This is a genomic window from Streptomyces chengmaiensis (assembly GCF_029846775.1).
GTDB classification, from domain to species: domain Bacteria; phylum Actinomycetota; class Actinomycetes; order Streptomycetales; family Streptomycetaceae; genus Streptomyces; species Streptomyces chengmaiensis.
This window is the reverse complement of the sequence record NZ_JARWBG010000022.1, coordinates 73,921-89,575: the sequence shown is the minus strand read 5'-3', so window position 1 is coordinate 89,575 and position 15,655 is coordinate 73,921. Positions and strand designations below refer to the sequence as shown.

Genomic DNA, 15,655 nt, shown 5'->3' with positions numbered 1-15,655 from the left:
GGCTCCGGCTCCGAGGCGGAAGGTTCTGGCGCGGGGGGCTCCGGTTCCGGTTCTGGTTCCGGCTCTGGCGTGGGCTCGGGCGTTGGACACGGTGGGGGAGGCGGCGGACACTCCGTCACCTGGACGACGACCGACACCTCGGGGCCGCCGCCCGGCGTCCCCACTTCGACCGATGCACCCTGCGGGCCAAGAAGCACTGCGATGCCCAGTGCGCCCAACTGCTCCCAACCAGCCACACGTGCACGCTAAGGGGCGTCCCACCTGCACTGATGCCGGATTTGCGCCGTGTGGGTGACCGGAACAGTTTTCTGATTGTCACTCCAAGGGACGGGTGAGCACATAAACCGTACGGATCACCACGGCGGCCGACAGCACCAGCAGGTGGTAGCCGATCAACGCGTACAGGCTGAGCGCGTCGGTCACCTGCGGCCCGCCCTCCGTGCCGAGCAGCTGCACCCCGACCACGCCGAAGAAGATGCCGAGGAACGTCAGCAGCACCCGGCTGAGCAGCTCCCCCGCCACGCGCCGGTCCCGCGGATCGGCCAGCAGCCGTACGCCGACGCCGAGCCGGCCCTCTTCCAGCGCGCTGCCGATCCGGTCGAGGCGGCGCGGCAGCCGCCGCAACACCGGCAGTACGGCGAGGAGTTCGTCGCGCACCGTCTCACGGGCGGCCTGCGTGCCGAGCTGCCGGGTCAGCTGCCCGGCCGCGTACGCCCGCGAGGCGGCCAGCATGTTGAACCCGGACGCGACCCGCTCCAGAGTGCCCTCCAGGGTGCCGAGCGCCCGGAACACGGCGGCGATCTCCGGCGGCACGGCCAGGCGGAAGTCCGTGACCAGCCGGAACAGATCCGTGAACATCGCGCTGCCCGGCGCGGACCCGTGCCCGAGATGCCGCGCGCTGAACTGGCCGAGCGCCCGCTGCAGCCGCTGCTCGTCCACGTCCTCCGGCCGGTCGGTGACCTCCAGCAGCGCATCGCGCAGCGCGGCCGGGTCGCCCCGGTCCACGGCGAGGAAGAGCCCGGCCATCGCATCGCGCAGCCCTGCGTCGATGCGGCCCACGGAGCCGAAGTCCAGCAGGGCCGGGGTGCCGTCGGGGCGCAGCAGGATGTTGCCGGGATGCGGGTCGGCGTGGAAGACGCCGTCGTGCACGATCTGGTTGAGCAGCGCGGTGAACAGGGTGTCGGCGAGCTCCTTGCCGTGCTCGGGGCCGCCGGTCTCGGCCTGGCCCAGCGGAACCCCGTCGATCCGGCTCATCACCAGGACGCGTTCGCTGCTGAGGCGTTGGCACAGCTCCGGGAGGGCGACGCTGCGGTCGCCGCGGGCGGCCGCAGCCTGCCGTACGGCGGTGATGTTGCGTGCCTCGACGCGGAAGTCGAGTTCCTCGCGCAGGGCGACGGCGAAGCCCTGGGCGAGCTCGGGCAGCCGTAGGGCGCGGCCCCAGTCGGTGCGGGCCTGAAGGGTGGCGGCGAGCCGGTTCACGATGTCGAGGTCGCGTTCGACGGCGTCGCGGATGCCGGGGCGCTGGACCTTGACGATGACGCGTGCGCCGTCGTGCAGCACGGCCGCGTGCACCTGGGCGATGGAGGCGGCGGCGAGCGGCATCCGGTCGAAGGCGGCGAAGACCTCCTCGGGCGGCGCGCCCAGCGAGGCGAGCAGCGCCTGCTCCACCTCGGGCCAGGGGGCGGGCTCCACCCGGTCCTGGAGGCGGCTGAGCTCCTCGACGTACACGGCGGGCAGCAGATCGCGCCGGGTGGACATCAGCTGGCCCAGTTTGACGAAGGTGGCGCCGCCTGCCTGGAGGGCCTGGCGGAGCTCCTGGGCGAGCAGTTCGTGCCGGGTCTCGTACGGCCGGCCGCGGCCGCTCAGATAGGGGCCGAGGCCGTGCCGCCCTGCGATCCTGACGATCCGGGAGTAGCGGCGCACGCGCGCGATGCGGCCGCGCAGCCGTCCGGCCCAGGACAGCGGGCGCAGACCGCCGGGCGGGGAGGCGAGGTCGAGGACGACCAGGGTCACCATGGCGGCGAGCAGCCCCACGCCCGCCATCAGCGTGAACAGCTCGACGCGGGCGCCCTGCTTCTCGAGCTGCGGGGCGATGAGAGATCCGGAGACGGAGATCCCGGCGAACCCGGCGATCACGGTGCGCAGCGGACCGGCTTCGACGCCGAGCAGCCTGCGGCCGAGCAGGGCGGGCAGCACCATCACCGTGAACGCGCCCGCCACGGCACCCAGGATCCACATGGCTCTTCCCCCCCTTCCGCCCCCGACGACGCCCGGGTTGATCGTCTCGCATCGCGCTCGAGGCATGGCGGAGCGGATCTTTTGCACCTTGTTGCAAAATCGGCGGTGCGCGGCTACAAAGGCTGCTGACGTTCCCTGGCCGCCGACGTCCCCGACCGTGACGTCCGGCCGCCGAACGCCGACCGCCGAACGCTGACCGTCGACCGCTGACGCCTCAGGCCGAGGAGTGCCGCCGTGAGCAACCCGTATCCGCATCTGCTGAGCCCGCTCGACCTGGGGTTCACCACGCTGCCCAACCGTGTGCTCATGGGGTCGATGCACATCGGCCTGGAGGAGGCCGAGCGCGGCTTCGAGCGGATGGCCGCCTTCTACGCCGCCCGCGCCCGCGGCGGCGCCGGGCTGATCGTCACCGGCGGCATCGCGCCCAACGACCGGGGCCGCCCGTACGAGGGCGGGGCCCGGCTCACCACCGAGGCGGAGGCCGCCGAGCACCGCGTCGTCACCGACGCCGTCCACGCCGCGGGCGGGCGGATCGCGATGCAGATCCTGCACTTCGGACGGTACGCCTACCACGCCGATCTGGTCGCCCCCAGCGCGCTGCAGGCCCCCATCAGCCCCTTCGTCCCGCACGCCCTGACCGACGCGGAGGTCGAGGAGACCGTCGAGGACTTCGTACGGGCCGCGGAACTCGCCAGGTCCGCCGGATACGACGGCGTCGAGATCATGGGCTCCGAGGGCTATCTGATCAACGAGTTCATCGCCGCCGCCACCAACCAGCGCACCGACCGCTGGGGCGGCTCATACGAGAACCGCATCCGCTTCCCCGTCGAGATCGTCCGGCGCACACGCGAGCGGGTCGGCTCCGACTTCATCCTGATCTACCGGCTCTCCATGCTGGACCTGGTGCCCGGCGGCTCCACCCTCGACGAGGTGGTCACGCTCGCCAAGGAGATCGAGGCGGCCGGGGCAACCGTCATCAACACCGGGATCGGCTGGCACGAGGCCCGCATCCCCACCATCGCCACCTCCGTGCCGCGCGGCGCGTACACCTGGGTGACAAGGAAGCTGATGGGCGCGGTGTCCGTGCCGCTCATCACCAGCAACCGCATCAACACCCCCGAGATCGCCGAACAGATCCTCGCCGAGGGCCGCGCCGACATGGTGTCCCTCGCCCGGCCCTTCCTCGCCGACCCCGACTTCGTCGCCAAGGCGCGGGCCGGGCGCGCCGACGCCATCAACACCTGCATCGGCTGCAACCAGGCCTGCCTGGACCACACCTTCAGCGGCAAGCTCACCTCCTGCCTGGTCAATCCGCGCGCCTGCCACGAGACCGAGCTGGTGCTCTCCCCGACCCGGCTGCGCAAGCGCGTCGCCGTCGTCGGGGCCGGGCCCGCGGGGCTCGCCTGCGCCGTGTCCGCCGCCGAACGCGGCCACGAGGTCGTGCTCTACGAAGCCGCGGACGAGATCGGCGGCCAGCTCAACATCGCCAAGCGGATTCCCGGCAAGGAGGAGTTCGAGGAGACGCTGCGCTACTTCCGCGTCCGGCTGGACGAACTGGGCGTCGAGGTGCGCCTCGGCGCCCGCGTCACGGCGGCCGACCTGGAGACCGCAGCCCACGACGAGATCGTCCTGGCCACCGGCGTCATCCCGCGGACCCCGGACATCGACGGAGCCGACCACCCCAGCGTGCTGAGCTATCTGGACGTGCTGCGCGACGGAGCGGACGTCGGCGGGCGCGTCGCGGTGATCGGAGCGGGCGGCATCGGCTTTGACGTCGCCGAGTTCCTCACCGACGGCGGCGAGGGCGTCAGCCAGGACCCGGCGGCCTACTTCCGTCAGTGGGGCGTCGACATGGACTACGAGGGCCCCGGCGGGCTGACCGCCCCCGAGCGGCCCGCACCCCCGCGCCAGGTCCACCTCCTCCAGCGCAAGACCAGCAAGGTCGGCGCCGGGCTCGGCAAGACGACCGGCTGGATACACCGCACCGAGCTGAGGCACCGCGGGGTGACGATGACGGCGGGCGCGACGTACGAGCGGATCGACGACGAGGGCCTGCACCTCACCGTGGACGGCGAGCAGCGCGTCCTGCCCGTCGACACGGTCGTGCTGTGCACCGGCCAGGAGCCGCAGCGCACGCTGTACGAGGAGCTGACCGCGGCGGGCCGCACCCCGCATCTGATCGGCGGCGCGGACGTGGCGGCAGAGCTGGACGCCAAGCGCGCCATCGACCAGGGCACCCGGCTGGCGGCCGCCCTCTGACCGCTCCGACCGCTCCGACCGCTCCGGCTGCCCGGCTGCTCCGGCTGACGTGACAGCCTTCCCACCTCCCTAGGATCGGGGCCATGTCCCTCCCGCACGCGATCCTCACGGCCCTGCTCGAAAAGCCCTCCTCCGGTCTGGAGCTGACCCGCCGCTTCGACAGGTCGATCGGGTACTTCTGGTCCGCCACGCACCAGCAGATCTACCGGGAGCTCGGCAAACTGGAGCAGGCCGGCCAGATCCGCGCCCTCCCCTCGGAGCAGCCCGCGCGCGGCCAGAAGAAGGAGTACGAGGTCCTCCCGGCCGGCCGCGCCGAACTCGCCTCCTGGGTCGCCAGACGCGAGGACCCCAAGACCGTCCGCGACCCGCTGCTGCTTCGGCTGCGGGCCGCGGCGGTCGTCGGCAGCACCGGCATACGGGAGGAACTCGCCCGCCATCTGGACCTCCACCGCAGCCAGCTGGAGCACTACCGGTCCATCGAGGACCGCGACTTCCCCCCTGAGCGCCGCACCGCGGAGACGGACCGGCTGCGCCATCTGGTCCTGCGCGGCGGAATCGAACTGGAGACCTTCTGGACCAAGTGGCTGACGGACGCCCTGACGGCCCTGGGCCCCGGGGAGCAGGAGACGCCGGCACCCTGACCACCCGTCACCGAATCGGCACCGCCCGGCATGCGCCCCCCGACGCCCCGTGAGAATCTCCCAGCGTGATCGACTCGCTGTTCGCCGTCTTGTCCGTCGCCGCGCTCGCCCTGCTGCTGCGCAGCGCCCTCGGCCTCTCCCGCGCCGCGGACCGGGACCCCTCCTCCGAGGCCGGCGCCCTCACCCTGGCCCTGTACGGCGCGCTGCTGGCACTGCTGACCCTGGCACTCTTCATCGCGCTGGTGTGACGGTCCCCGAGCCCCAGTCGTCGTGGTGGGCTGATACAGCGCCCTCCTCGTAGTCCCACACCCCGCGCTCCACACCCTCATCAAGCGCCGCACGCACGGAGCCGTACGACACCTGCGGGAACATCGAGGGGGGACAGACACGGGTCAGTGCCAGGCTCCGGGTTCGGCGCGGAGGGTGGTGCGGGTGGTGCGGTGGTAGAAGTCGTGGCCGGTCCGGGCGCAGTGTTCGGCGATCCAGCGGGTCAGTTCGTCTTCGGTGTGCACTGCGCCGGAGGTCGCGCCGCAGTCGTGGTCTTCGCCGGTGACGCAGACGGCCTCGACCGTCGGCAGGGTCATGGGGTCCACGACGGCGGTGACGTGGTACTGGCGGAAGCGGTAGCGCCGCCTGCTGGTCGGGGTGCTGGCACTGGTGGCGTCAGGCACGCTCGGCCGCCTCTTCCTGCGGGTCCGGGATGCGCTGCCCCCGTGACTCAGCCACCCGGAGCGCGTCGGTGAGGGCTTCGGCCAGCCGGGAGGCGAGCCAGCGGTACTCGGTGGCCGACAGTGCCCGCATGCCGGGGGCCACGGTTTCGCGGGCGTGTTCCAGCAGCTCCTCGCCCATGCCGAGCTGGACGGCTTCGATGCTGTCGGCGAGCGTGGACAGGTAGCCCCTGCCGTCGGTGCTCAGATAGCAAGGGCACCCGTCCGGCGTGGTCCACGGCAGTAAGCGGGGGCCGACCAGGCCCGTTGCCGCGTCGTACAGTTCCCTGCGGCGCAGGCGGTCCGCGTCGCTCCTGGGCTGGCTCACTGGGCACCCCCGGCTGGGCCGCTGATAGGGACACGGTGACCGTAGGAGCTGACTGGCCGTCACTCCATATATGAGCCAGGGCAGTTTGCGACATCGAGTGTGCGAAGTGCTGCGCTGCGTGGTAGCTATCCGACGACGGCCAGGTAGGAGGCCATGTCGCGCATCTCGGAGGTGAGGGTGCGCTTGCGCTTCTTCAGGATCTCCTGCATGGTCTCGGCAGCCACGTGCTGGTGTCTGAGCCACTGGGGGGATGCTCGGCGGACCCCGGTCAGCTCGTCCATGGCCGCGGTCAGGTCGCCGGTGCGGGCGTGGGCGCGTGCTACGTCCATGCGGTGGCGGTTCCAGTTGTCGTCACTCGGCCGCCCGGTACTCTTCCATGCCCTGGGCGACAGGGCGTCCTCGCCGGCCTTGCGGACGACGGTGCGCGCGTCGCCCACGACCATGGCATCCTCCACGCCCTTCATGCCGACGGTCAGCGGGCCGAAGGTCGTCCAGTGCCGGAAGAACGAGCCGGTGTGCTCCCGTCCCACCGCTGATGCCGCTGTGGTGGCCACGCGGTGGTAGTGGCGGGCCTCCTCGGGGCGGTTGTTGCGGCCTGCGGCAGCCGCAGCACGTAGTGCCAGCCAGCCCCACGCCGCGCATTCGTCGGGAGTCGCCTTCGAGAGCCTCGGCTCGATCATGTCGGCAGTTTGGGCGGCGAGGCGCTCGGCCTCGTCCAGTCGCCCCTGGCGCAGGAGCAGCCAGCACATGCCGATCACGCCGGACGCTGCGGTGAGTGTGTCCGCGGCACGGCGGGCGTCGGTGATCGCACCGGCCAGGGCGGTGTAGCCGAGGTCGTACTGCCGGACCTGTGTCAGGTACCGCCCGGCCAGTTGCAGGGCTTCAGCTCGGGCCAGAAGCGCCTGGCGGTGCTCCTCACCGTTGGCGTAGTAGGCGACCGCGCTGCTGGCGTCCCGCAGGAGTCCGGGGAGTTGGGAGGCGACGCTCTTGTAGCTGTCGGAGTGGTACAGCACCGCGCCGTCATGCACCGCCCGGCGGAAGAGACGTACGTTCGGCTCTTCCTCGCCGGCCTCGCCGCCCCCATCGGCCAGCCCGACCGGCGGAGTCAGAGCGGCCCGCAGCTCGATGAGGTTGACGCGGTTCCTGTCCTCGGCGCGGCCCACCGGTTGCGGAGCATCCGGAGCCAGCAGTGTTGCCGTGGTCACTTCCAGCGCGCGGGCGAGGGTGTGCAGCGTCTCCATGCGGACCGTTCCGCCCTGCTCCACCTTGCGCACTGTTCCCGGCGACACGCCTGCGGCGTGGGCCAGTTCCTCCTGGCTCAACCCGGCCCGACGCCGGTACTTGCGAACGTTGTCCGCCAGCTCCGTAGTCATCCCGTTCACCACCTCCAGCGCCACGGTACGCCGAACGGGCGCATCAACCGGTGGCTATGCAGTAGATACCCGCCAGGGAGCGATCACCCTCCCCGCGTCCCGACCGCACACCACGACGAAGCCGCACCCGACGTTCGGCCCCGCTGACCCTCTGAGAGTGAGGGGCACGCTCTGGCTGCGCGTCGGCCGTGCGCCGATGTGAGCCAATGGCGCGGACATACGGTGACAGCCTTCCGAGACCGTGCACGATGGACCAAGGGCCCGTACTGCTGGGCGGGGAGGGGCGGCACGGTGTATTTCGAGCATTGGCGGGATTCCATGCTGGAGTTCCTGAAAGAACGCCTGCGGGATCCGAGTTTGCAGGCCCTCTTGCCGACATTCCGCCAGGAGGACGGCTCCTTCCCAGGTGCCGTGGGGGTGATGCTGGAGTGGACGCATGGGTGGAGCTTGGATGACGGTGATGGCGCCGTGCGGTTCACGCTCATCGTCACCAATCGCACGTGGCGCAAGCCGCAGCTGGTGCGCGTTGTCGTAGCAGCCGCAGCATGGTCTTGGGGCCACGAAGTGGCCCTGCCTCGTTACGCACCGATGGCAGGGCTGAATGCCCCTGGTGATCCGCCCGCCAAGCCCGTCCACGTTGATGAGCGGCTGACGCGGAACATGGCCACCTACTTCCTGGAGCACGTCGGGGGAGACGCCAACTCCCTGCGCGTGGAACCGTCCGGTGAAGTGAGCTTCACCGTGGAGATCGCTGCCACCGAGGAGTAGCGGCACGGCTGCCGCTGAAGTCTGCCGACTCGGAGGGGCTGGCAGTGGTCCTTGCCAGGATGCGCGGGCTGTACACCGAGGGAGTCATGATGCATCGTGTCGCCGCTGTCGCCTGCCTTGCCGTGGGACGGCTCCACTGGCTCACGATGGTCCACTGTCGTCCTGGATGCGCGCGTGGAGGTGTTCGTCGTGCCAGCCGTCGGCGTGGAGGAGCGCGCTGCGCATCGTCCCTTCTAAGGGGAACCCGGCTTGGGTGGCAACCCTGCAGGAGGCTGTGTTGGCCACGGAGTGCGTAATACGCAGGCGATGCAGTCCGAGAGTGTCGAAGGCCCAATGGCTGACGGCAAGAGTGGCGTTTACCATGGCTCCGCGCCCACGGCCAGCAGGCAACAGCCAGTAGACAAACTCGCCGCTGCCGCCTTGCAGGTCCAGGTCGGCGAGGCCGATCAATCCGACAGGGGCGTCGTCGTCCGCGGGAGCAATGGCCCAGATGGCAGCCTCCTCGTTCTGCCACCGCAGCTTCCAGCGCGCGATCTTCTCCCGGGCGGTGTCGGTGGTCAGCCGACCGGGGCGGTTCCATTGCTGGATGTCCGGGTCGAGGCACGATTGCACCAGGATCCGTGCGTCGCTCTCCCGCCAAGGGCGCAGATGCATGCTCCCGGAGAGTGCAAAGTCGGGCTGCCGTGTCTGCTTCATACGGCCAGGTGGCACCACGGGGGCTATCGGGTTGATCATCAATCCATCATGCCGAGGGGGTGCTGTCCGTGGTGGCGAACATCGCGACAGCGGTTCGAAGTGGGCACCTCCGTCAGCGGTGGCCGACTCCCGGGTCACGTCGCCGACCTCGGCGAGGACGCGGGCTGCGAGCTGGGGACCGAGGCCGGGAAAGCTGAGCAGAATCTCGCTGTCGGCGTGCTGGTGAAAGGCGGTCTCGGCGGCTGCGGCGCGGTCGTCCGTGGCCTGGCAGGCGGCGTCCAACTGCTTGAGCAGGGCCAGCAGCTGCTGGCCGAAGGCGTCCTCGAGAGCCGGGAGGCCCGCAAGACCGGCCTTGACTCAGGCACGCCCCCGCGTGCATGAAAGTCCTTGTGCGGTGCAGGCTTTGGCTGTGGTTTCACTTCCTCAGCAGACTTCACCCTCTTCGCAGGGCCGGTACGGCACACCCGACGGGCACATGATCGTGTGCGGGGACGATGCGCTCGCGCACCGGCTCGGGGCAGAGCTCCGGGATGTGTACGGGGAGCGGGTCACCCTCGTCATCGACGCCGCGCCCGAGGGGGCGAGCGCGCCGCTCACCGTGCCGGGGCGGGGGCGGGCGTCGGTGCTGCTGGAGCGGATGTCCGCGGTGATGGGGCGGGCAGCGCAGGCGGCGGCCGCGGCCGAGGGGGTGCCCGAGCAGGCGGCGGACCGGCTGATCGAGGCAGCGGAGCCGACCGAGACGGTGCTGGCGGAGGCGGGGGTCGAGCAGGCGGCCGCCCTCGCGCTCGTCTATGACGTCGACGAGACCAACATCCGCGCCGCGCTGACCGCCCGAAGACTCAACCCCCGGCTCCGGCTGGTCATCAGGCTCTACAACCGCAAGCTCGGCCAGCATCTGGAGGAGCTCCTCGACCAGGCCGCCGCCGTCGCCATGCCGGAGCTGGACGCCGCCGCGCTGGACGCGTCGACCACGGTGCTGTCCGACGCCGACACCGCCGCGCCCGCGCTCGCCGCCACCGCCGTCGCCGGGACCAGCAAGATCGTGCATGCGGACGGGCTGCTGCTGCGGGCCGTGGAGCGCACCCCGCCCCCCGACGGCGAGGTCGTGGACCCCGGGCTGTGCACGCTCGCCCTGCTGTCCGCAACCCGCAACGACCCCGCGGGCTCGGAGGGTTCGGACGCCAGCGGACCCGAGGGGCCGGCCCTGCTGCCCGACGACCGCAGCGTGAACGCCGCCGTCGGCCGCGGCGCCGTCGTGCTGGAGACCGTCAGCCATGCGGGCCCCGCACTGCCCGCCAGGCGGCTCGGCGGTCGCTCCGTACCGCTGGGCGAACTGTTCTCCCGCCGACTGCGCTGGGCCGTCGCCGCCATCGGGCTCGCCGTGCTCGCGCTCACCGTGGCCTCCATCGTCACCACCGACGAAGGCCCGCTGCACGCCGCGTACATCACGATCCTCGACCTGTTCGCCATCAACGACCCGGCCGTCGGGGAGAAACCGGCCCGGCAGATCCTCCAACTGCTGTCCGGGCTCGTCGGGCTCGCACTGCTGCCGCTGCTGGTGGCGGGCGCACTGGAGGCGCTGGGCGCGTTCCGCGGCAACTCCGCGCTGCGCCGCCCGCCGCGCGGTCTGTCCGGGCATGTCGTGCTGCTCGGCCTCGGCAAGGTCGGCACCCGGGTGCTCGCCCGGCTGCGTGAACTCGACATCCCGGTGGTCGTCGTGGAAGAGGACCCCGATGCCCGCGGCGTCCCCCTCGCCCGTCGGCTGCGGGTGCCGACCGTCCTCGGGGACGTCACGGAGGAAGGCGTCCTGGAGGCCGCCAAGATCCACCGTGCGCATGCGCTGCTCGCGCTCACCAGCATCGACACCACCAATCTGGAGGCAGCGCTCTACGCGCGCACCGTCAAGCCCGATCTGCGGGTCGCGCTGCGCCTGTACGACGACGACTTCGCCACCGCGGTCTACCGCACCCTGCGCGCCGCCCACCCCGAGGCGCTGACCCGCAGCCGCAGCGTCTCCACCCTGGCCGCGCCCGCCTTCGCCGGGGCCATGATGGGCCGCCAGATCCTCGGCGCGATCCCCGTGGAGCGCAAGGTGCTGCTCTTCGCCGCGCTCGAAGTGGCGGGCCATGTGCAGTTGGAGGGGCGTACGGTCGCCGAGGCCTTCAGCCCCGGGGCCTGGCGGCTCCTCGCGCTGGACACCACCGCGCCGGACGACCGCCGCCCGGATCTCGCCACGCCCCACCCCGCGGACGGCGAGGAGCACCCCACCGGCCTGATGTGGGACCTCCACCCCGGCTATGTGCTGCAACCGGAGGACCGCGTGGTGCTGGCCGCCACCCGGCGCGGACTCGCCGAACTCCTCGGCCGCCGCCCCCGGCCGGATGCGTCGCGCGTCACGCGTTGACCGGCCGCCGTCGGGGGGCGCGAGCAGGGAGGGAGCCTCCGCCCCCGCAGTCGGTGGGACCGGAGCCGCCGCCGGCCGGGTGCCCGGCGCGTGCCGCGCCGAGCCGCCCGGACGCCGAGCCGCCCGTCGGCGTCGCCCGTCGGCGTCGGCCGTCGGGCGTCGGCCGCGCACAGCAGGGCCCCGCGGGCCCGCGGCGGCGTCAGACTGTGCGGCGTCAGCCCGTCCGGTGTCTGATCAGCAGCATCGCCGCGTCGTCGTGCGGCGGTCCCTCCGCATGGCGGCTCAGATCGTGGCGCAGCGCCTCCAGCGCGGCCTCCGGATCGGGGTCCTTGAGCAGCCCGGCCCGCTCGGCCAGCGGATAGAAGTTGCGCTCCCGGTCCCGCGCCTCGCTCACCCCGTCGGTGTAGAGCAGCAGCTGGTCGCCGGGCGCGAACGGCGCGGTGTACGGCTCGGGGCCGGGCATTCCATGGGCCGCGAGTCCGAGCGGCAGCGCGTACTGCGGCGGTTCGGCGAACCGTGCGGCGCCGTCCGGCCGTACGATCATCGGCGGCGGGTGCCCGTAGTTGAGGAACGTCACCCGCCCCGTCGAGGTGATCTCGGCGAGCACCGCGGTGACGAACTTCTCCCCCCGAAGGGTGCGGTCCACGGCACGCTCCAAACGGGCGCTCACCGACATCAGATCGGGCTCGTCGTGCGCGGCCTCCCGGAATGCGCCCAGCACCACCGCCGCCGTCTCCACCGCCTCCAGGCCCTTGCCCTGGACGTCCCCCACCACCACGCGCACCCCGCCGGGGGAGGTGACGACCTCGTACAGGTCCCCGCCGATGCGGGCCTCCGCGACCGCCGAGGTGTACGAGACGGCCACCCGCAGATGCCCGGCGCTGCGCGGGACCGGCCGCAGCAGCACTCGCTGGGCGACCTCCGCGATGCTCCGCACGCCGGCGAGCTCCGCCTCGCGGCGCTGCCGCATCACGGCCGCGGCGACGCCTGCCGCGGTGACACCGGCGACCGAGGCCATCGAGGTGTAGCCGCGCCGGGTGTCGAAGAGCCCGTCGTACAGGCCCAGCCCCGCACACAGGACGAGCGCGAGCGCGCCGATGAGCACCGTGCGCCGCCACCCTCCGACCAGTCCGGCGAAGGCGGGCCCCAGCGACACCAGCGGCAGGAAGCCCACGCTGGGCCCGGCCGTGACGTCGACGACGGCGACGACGGCCATGACGGCGAACGGCAGCACCGACAGCAGCAGGTGGTGCGGCGGCGGACGCTTCTCGGCCAAGGCCTACTCCAGGTGATCGCTCCGACTGCCGGCGGATGTGTTCCGGGCATCGGCGCCCGGCGTGCGCCCGGCGTCCGGGACAACGGCTCTCCCCAATGCATCGTGCCAGGGGGCGCGGCCGCGACACAGGCGGTTGACGGACGGCCTCCTCTCCCGCCTGACAATGAGACTATGCAAAGGTTCCACTGGCGAATCTTCCCGCTCGTTCCCGCTCATCTCTCCGTTACCGAAAAGAAGGCGGAACCGTGACGTCCGATCCCCTGGAAGGGCACTGGCCGACGCGTCCGACGGGCTGGCGGCGTGTCGCCTTCCGGTTGCCGAACCTGCTCTTCCGCATCGGCCTCGGTCCGCTGTTCGGCGGGCGGCTGCTGCGGCTGGTGCACACGGGCCGCAGCACGGGCCTGACCAGGGAGACGGTCGTCGAGGTCGTCGAGCACACCCCGGGCTCCTCCAGCTGGGTGGTGGCCTCCGGATTCGGCCCGGGAGCCGACTGGTACCGGAATCTGCGGGTGCAGCCGCAGGCCACGATCCAGTCCGGCCGCCGGTACCGGCTGGTCACGGCGTATTTCGTGGAGCCGGAGGAGGGCGGACGGATCATGGCCCGCTATGCGGCGAAGCACCCGAGGACCGCGAGACGGCTCTGCCGGTACATGGGACTGACTGTGGACCGCGCCGACCGCGCCGACCGTGCCGACCGTGCCGACCGCGCCGCGGAGTCCTATCGCGCCGCCGGGGAGCGGATTCCCTTCGTACGCCTCCGGGAAGACGGCGTCCCCGGCGAGACCCTGCCCCCGGGCGGCGTCTAGGCTCCGGGACCGTCCGGCCCGGGGCGAGGGGGACCGTCCCCCTCGCTGAGGAAGTGGCGCACCAGGCGCGCCGCGGTGATCGCGCCCAGCAGCCGGACCCCTTGCGCATCCCGTTCGATCACCGCGACCAACGGGCTGTGGGTTCGCGCCATCAGGGCCGCCACCTGCAGGGCGCCCGCGTCGGGGCCCACGAACGGCGGTGAGTAGGCCCGCCGCGGCAGCCATTCGGCGACCGTCAGATCGGCGATCGCGTCGATCAGCCCCTCCTCGTGGCGGTCGCCGATCACGGAGGCGAGCAGCGGGTCCTCCATGACGTACTCCGGCACCAGCTGCCGTACGAGCTGGGAGCCGGGCACGATCGCATACGGCTGGCCGTCCGCGTCGAGCACCAGCAGCGCGGGCAGCTGCTTCTCGGCGAGCAGCCGTGCCGCGTCGGACGCCGGGTCGTCCGTCGTCACCGAGGGATAGGGCTCCGCGAGGTCATGTGCGCGCACGTCCGCTGCTCTCCTTGCTGCCCTGCTCCGGCAGCGCGGCCGGCGGGGCGTCGTCATGGCTGGCGTCGGTGTCGGTGTCGGTGTCTGCGACTGTGTCCGTGGCTGTGTCCGTGTCTGTGGCTGTGTTTGTGTGTGCGTCGGTCCGGGGGCGGGTGACGCTGTCGGCGCGGGCCGCGGCGCCGGACGGGTGGTCGTCATCGCTGCCCGGGATGCCGGCGAGCTTCTCCACATGGAAGATGCGGGCGATCGGCACATCCGTGCTGCTGTGCGCGATGATCGAGAAGGCGATGCAGACGGCGATCAGAGTGAACGCCTCCTGGCCGTGCGGGATGCCGGCCTGCAGCACCAGCAGTCCGTACACCACCGAGGCGAAGCCCTTGGGGCCGAACCAGGCCGCCACCAGCTTCTCCTTGCGCTCGAAGCGGGTCCCGATCAGGGAGAGCAGCAGCGAGGCGGGCCGGATCAGCACGATCGCCAGGATGACGGCGATGTAGCCGCCGACGGACAGGTCGCCGAAGAGCTGCGGGGTGAGCAGCGCGCCGAAGACCAGCAGCGCCGCGAACTTGGCCAGCTCCGCCAGCGCCTCGCCGAGCGGCTCGAAGGCGTGCTTGGCCTCCTCGGAGGTGGCGGCGATGACCGCGCCCGCGGAGAAGGCGGCCAGATACGGGTTGGCGTGCGTCAGATGGCACACCCCGTACAGGATCACGCCCGTCGCCAGCGGCAGCAGCGGCTGCAGCTTGGGCTCGGCGCCCAGCAGCCGGAACCGTACGAGCCAGTGCACCAGCAGTGGTGCGGCGACGCCGAAGGCCAGGCCGAGGGCCAGCTCCAGGCCGATCGAGCCGAACGACATCTCGGCCGTGTGGCCCGCGGTGGGGCCGGCGGCGGCGATGAGGATCAGCACGACGGGCAGCGCGAGGCCGTCGTTGATGCCGCTCTCCACATTGAGCAGCTGACGCAGCTTCGACGGCACTTCCTTGCGGCCGATGATGGCCGAGGCGAACACCGGGTCGGTGGGCGCGAGCACCGCGCCGACCAGGAACGAGGTCGTCCAGTCGAGGCCGACGACATAGTGCGTGATCAGCGCCATGCCGACCAGGGCGAGAGGCATGCCGAGGGCGAGGGCTCGGGCCGGGTTCTTCCAGTTCTCCTTCAGTTTGGGGAAGGAGACGTGCATGCCGTCCGTGAACAGCACCGCGAACAGGGCGAGGTCGGCGGTGACGGCGACGATGCCGCTGTCCGGGGTGATGTGGATCAGCCCGAGGAATCCGTCGCTGACAAGCGCGCCGCCGACGAGGAAGAGGAAGGAGGTGGACAGCACCGTGCGGGCCGCGAGGCCGGAGAGCAGGACGGCGATGAGCAGTGCCACACCGAAGACGGCAACGAGCACCATGGGTTCTGGGTCCCCCGATCGGCGAGAGATGACGCTAGCGGACACGGGCGGAGACACCTGCAAGAGGGAGGCGTCTCCTGATCGCCGACCAGACTTCCCGGCACTCCGCCGGGGACTTTACACGTCTCATAAGGTTCGTTGACAGGATCCTGGCGGCATGACCTGGGGGCCGTTCATTGCCGGGTTCCGGCATTTTCTGTCCGGACGGGCTCGGCTTGGGGCGGGAACAGGCTGCCCGCTTTGGACCTGGATTCAGTGAAGTGACCACAACGGGG

Annotated in this window: 14 protein-coding genes and 1 pseudogene; 6 read left to right on the top strand and 9 right to left on the bottom strand. The window is 71.7% G+C overall.

Annotated features, from left to right (window positions below; genetic code table 11):
• Positions 1 to 315: 315 nt before the first annotated feature.
• Positions 316 to 2,238, bottom strand: a complete 1,923-nt coding sequence (locus tag QCN29_RS19540; protein WP_279929620.1) for an ABC1 kinase family protein — start codon at positions 2,236 to 2,238, stop codon at positions 316 to 318.
• A 234-nt stretch (positions 2,239 to 2,472) separates the two neighbouring features.
• Here QCN29_RS19540 and QCN29_RS19535 point away from each other — a divergent pair, with 234 nt between their 5' ends.
• The 3 genes from QCN29_RS19535 (at position 2,473) to QCN29_RS19525 (ending at position 5,386) form a co-directional block, all read left to right on the top strand.
• The gene (locus tag QCN29_RS19535; RefSeq protein WP_279929618.1) at positions 2,473 to 4,497 is read left to right on the top strand and encodes an NADPH-dependent 2,4-dienoyl-CoA reductase; all 2,025 of its coding nucleotides are present in this window, start codon (positions 2,473 to 2,475) and stop codon (positions 4,495 to 4,497) included.
• A gap of 83 nt (positions 4,498 to 4,580) precedes the next feature.
• Positions 4,581 to 5,138, top strand: a complete 558-nt coding sequence (locus QCN29_RS19530) for a PadR family transcriptional regulator (protein ID WP_279929617.1) — start codon at positions 4,581 to 4,583, stop codon at positions 5,136 to 5,138.
• Between the two features lie 65 nt (positions 5,139 to 5,203).
• Positions 5,204 to 5,386 (top strand): hypothetical protein, encoded by a 183-nt coding sequence (locus tag QCN29_RS19525; protein ID WP_279929616.1) that lies wholly within the window; start codon positions 5,204 to 5,206, stop codon positions 5,384 to 5,386.
• Positions 5,387 to 5,530: 144 nt separating this feature from the next.
• Here the strand turns inward: QCN29_RS19525 and QCN29_RS19520 are convergent, their stop codons facing one another.
• The 3 genes from QCN29_RS19520 to QCN29_RS19510 all read right to left on the bottom strand — a co-directional run bounded on the left by QCN29_RS19520 (position 5,531) and on the right by QCN29_RS19510 (position 7,546).
• Positions 5,531 to 5,809, bottom strand: coding sequence for a DUF7848 domain-containing protein (locus QCN29_RS19520; protein WP_279929614.1), 279 nt, complete (start codon positions 5,807 to 5,809; stop codon positions 5,531 to 5,533).
• On the bottom strand, positions 5,802 to 6,173 hold the full coding sequence (locus QCN29_RS19515; RefSeq protein WP_279929612.1) for a hypothetical protein: 372 nt from the start codon (positions 6,171 to 6,173) through the stop codon (positions 5,802 to 5,804). The genes QCN29_RS19520 and QCN29_RS19515 overlap by 8 nt, the downstream gene beginning before the upstream one ends.
• Positions 6,174 to 6,298: 125 nt before the next feature.
• Positions 6,299 to 7,546 carry a helix-turn-helix domain-containing protein gene (locus QCN29_RS19510; protein WP_279929611.1) on the bottom strand — a complete coding sequence of 416 codons (1,248 nt, stop codon included), beginning with the start codon at positions 7,544 to 7,546 and terminating at the stop codon, positions 6,299 to 6,301.
• A 291-nt stretch (positions 7,547 to 7,837) separates the two neighbouring features.
• Between QCN29_RS19510 and QCN29_RS19505 the strand changes: the two genes are divergently transcribed.
• Positions 7,838 to 8,314: a hypothetical protein gene (locus QCN29_RS19505; RefSeq protein ID WP_279929609.1), complete on the top strand. Its 477-nt coding sequence runs from the start codon at positions 7,838 to 7,840 to the stop codon at positions 8,312 to 8,314.
• A 141-nt stretch (positions 8,315 to 8,455) separates the two neighbouring features.
• Here the strand turns inward: QCN29_RS19505 and QCN29_RS19500 are convergent, their stop codons facing one another.
• Positions 8,456 to 9,049 carry a GNAT family N-acetyltransferase gene (locus QCN29_RS19500; RefSeq protein WP_279929607.1) on the bottom strand — a complete coding sequence of 198 codons (594 nt, stop codon included), beginning with the start codon at positions 9,047 to 9,049 and terminating at the stop codon, positions 8,456 to 8,458.
• A 99-nt stretch (positions 9,050 to 9,148) separates the two neighbouring features.
• Positions 9,149 to 9,346, bottom strand: a pseudogene (locus tag QCN29_RS19495) (IS110 family transposase); the annotation flags it as partial.
• A 139-nt stretch (positions 9,347 to 9,485) separates the two neighbouring features.
• On the opposite strand from QCN29_RS19495, the gene QCN29_RS19490 reads away from it, so the two are divergent.
• Positions 9,486 to 11,414 (top strand): NAD-binding protein, encoded by a 1,929-nt coding sequence (locus QCN29_RS19490; RefSeq protein ID WP_279929747.1) that lies wholly within the window; start codon positions 9,486 to 9,488, stop codon positions 11,412 to 11,414.
• Positions 11,415 to 11,628: 214 nt separating this feature from the next.
• On the opposite strand, the gene QCN29_RS19485 is transcribed toward QCN29_RS19490, so the two are convergent.
• Entirely contained in the window at positions 11,629 to 12,630 is a 1,002-nt protein-coding gene (locus QCN29_RS19485; protein WP_279929746.1) for a PP2C family protein-serine/threonine phosphatase, read from the bottom strand.
• Between the two features lie 305 nt (positions 12,631 to 12,935).
• On the opposite strand from QCN29_RS19485, the gene QCN29_RS19480 reads away from it, so the two are divergent.
• Positions 12,936 to 13,496 (top strand): nitroreductase family deazaflavin-dependent oxidoreductase, encoded by a 561-nt coding sequence (locus tag QCN29_RS19480; protein ID WP_279929605.1) that lies wholly within the window; start codon positions 12,936 to 12,938, stop codon positions 13,494 to 13,496.
• Here QCN29_RS19480 and QCN29_RS19475 read toward each other — a convergent pair.
• A complete protein-coding gene (locus QCN29_RS19475; protein WP_279929604.1) occupies positions 13,493 to 13,990 on the bottom strand; it encodes a CBS domain-containing protein in 498 nt (165 codons plus the stop codon). The genes QCN29_RS19480 and QCN29_RS19475 overlap by 4 nt on opposite strands.
• Complete coding sequence (locus QCN29_RS19470; RefSeq protein WP_279929602.1) at positions 13,977 to 15,380, bottom strand: cation:proton antiporter; 1,404 nt, start codon at positions 15,378 to 15,380, stop codon at positions 13,977 to 13,979. Before QCN29_RS19470 ends, QCN29_RS19475 begins: the two co-directional genes overlap by 14 nt.
• Positions 15,381 to 15,655: the final 275 nt, after the last annotated feature.

What these genes read in the sequence shown, in the direction of transcription:
- QCN29_RS19540 (WP_279929620.1), bottom strand. Translation starts at nt 2,238, where the DNA reads ATGTGGATCCTGGGTGCCGTGGCGGGCGCGTTCACGGTGATGGTGCTG.
- QCN29_RS19500 (WP_279929607.1), bottom strand. Translation starts at nt 9,049, where the DNA reads ATGATCAACCCGATAGCCCCCGTGGTGCCACCTGGCCGTATGAAGCAG.
- QCN29_RS19530 (WP_279929617.1), top strand. Translation starts at nt 4,581, where the DNA reads ATGTCCCTCCCGCACGCGATCCTCACGGCCCTGCTCGAAAAGCCCTCC.
- QCN29_RS19490 (WP_279929747.1), top strand. Translation starts at nt 9,486, where the DNA reads ATGATCGTGTGCGGGGACGATGCGCTCGCGCACCGGCTCGGGGCAGAG.
- QCN29_RS19470 (WP_279929602.1), bottom strand. Translation starts at nt 15,380, where the DNA reads ATGGTGCTCGTTGCCGTCTTCGGTGTGGCACTGCTCATCGCCGTCCTG.
- QCN29_RS19485 (WP_279929746.1), bottom strand. Translation starts at nt 12,630, where the DNA reads ATGGCCGTCGTCGCCGTCGTCGACGTCACGGCCGGGCCCAGCGTGGGC.
- QCN29_RS19510 (WP_279929611.1), bottom strand. Translation starts at nt 7,546, where the DNA reads ATGACTACGGAGCTGGCGGACAACGTTCGCAAGTACCGGCGTCGGGCC.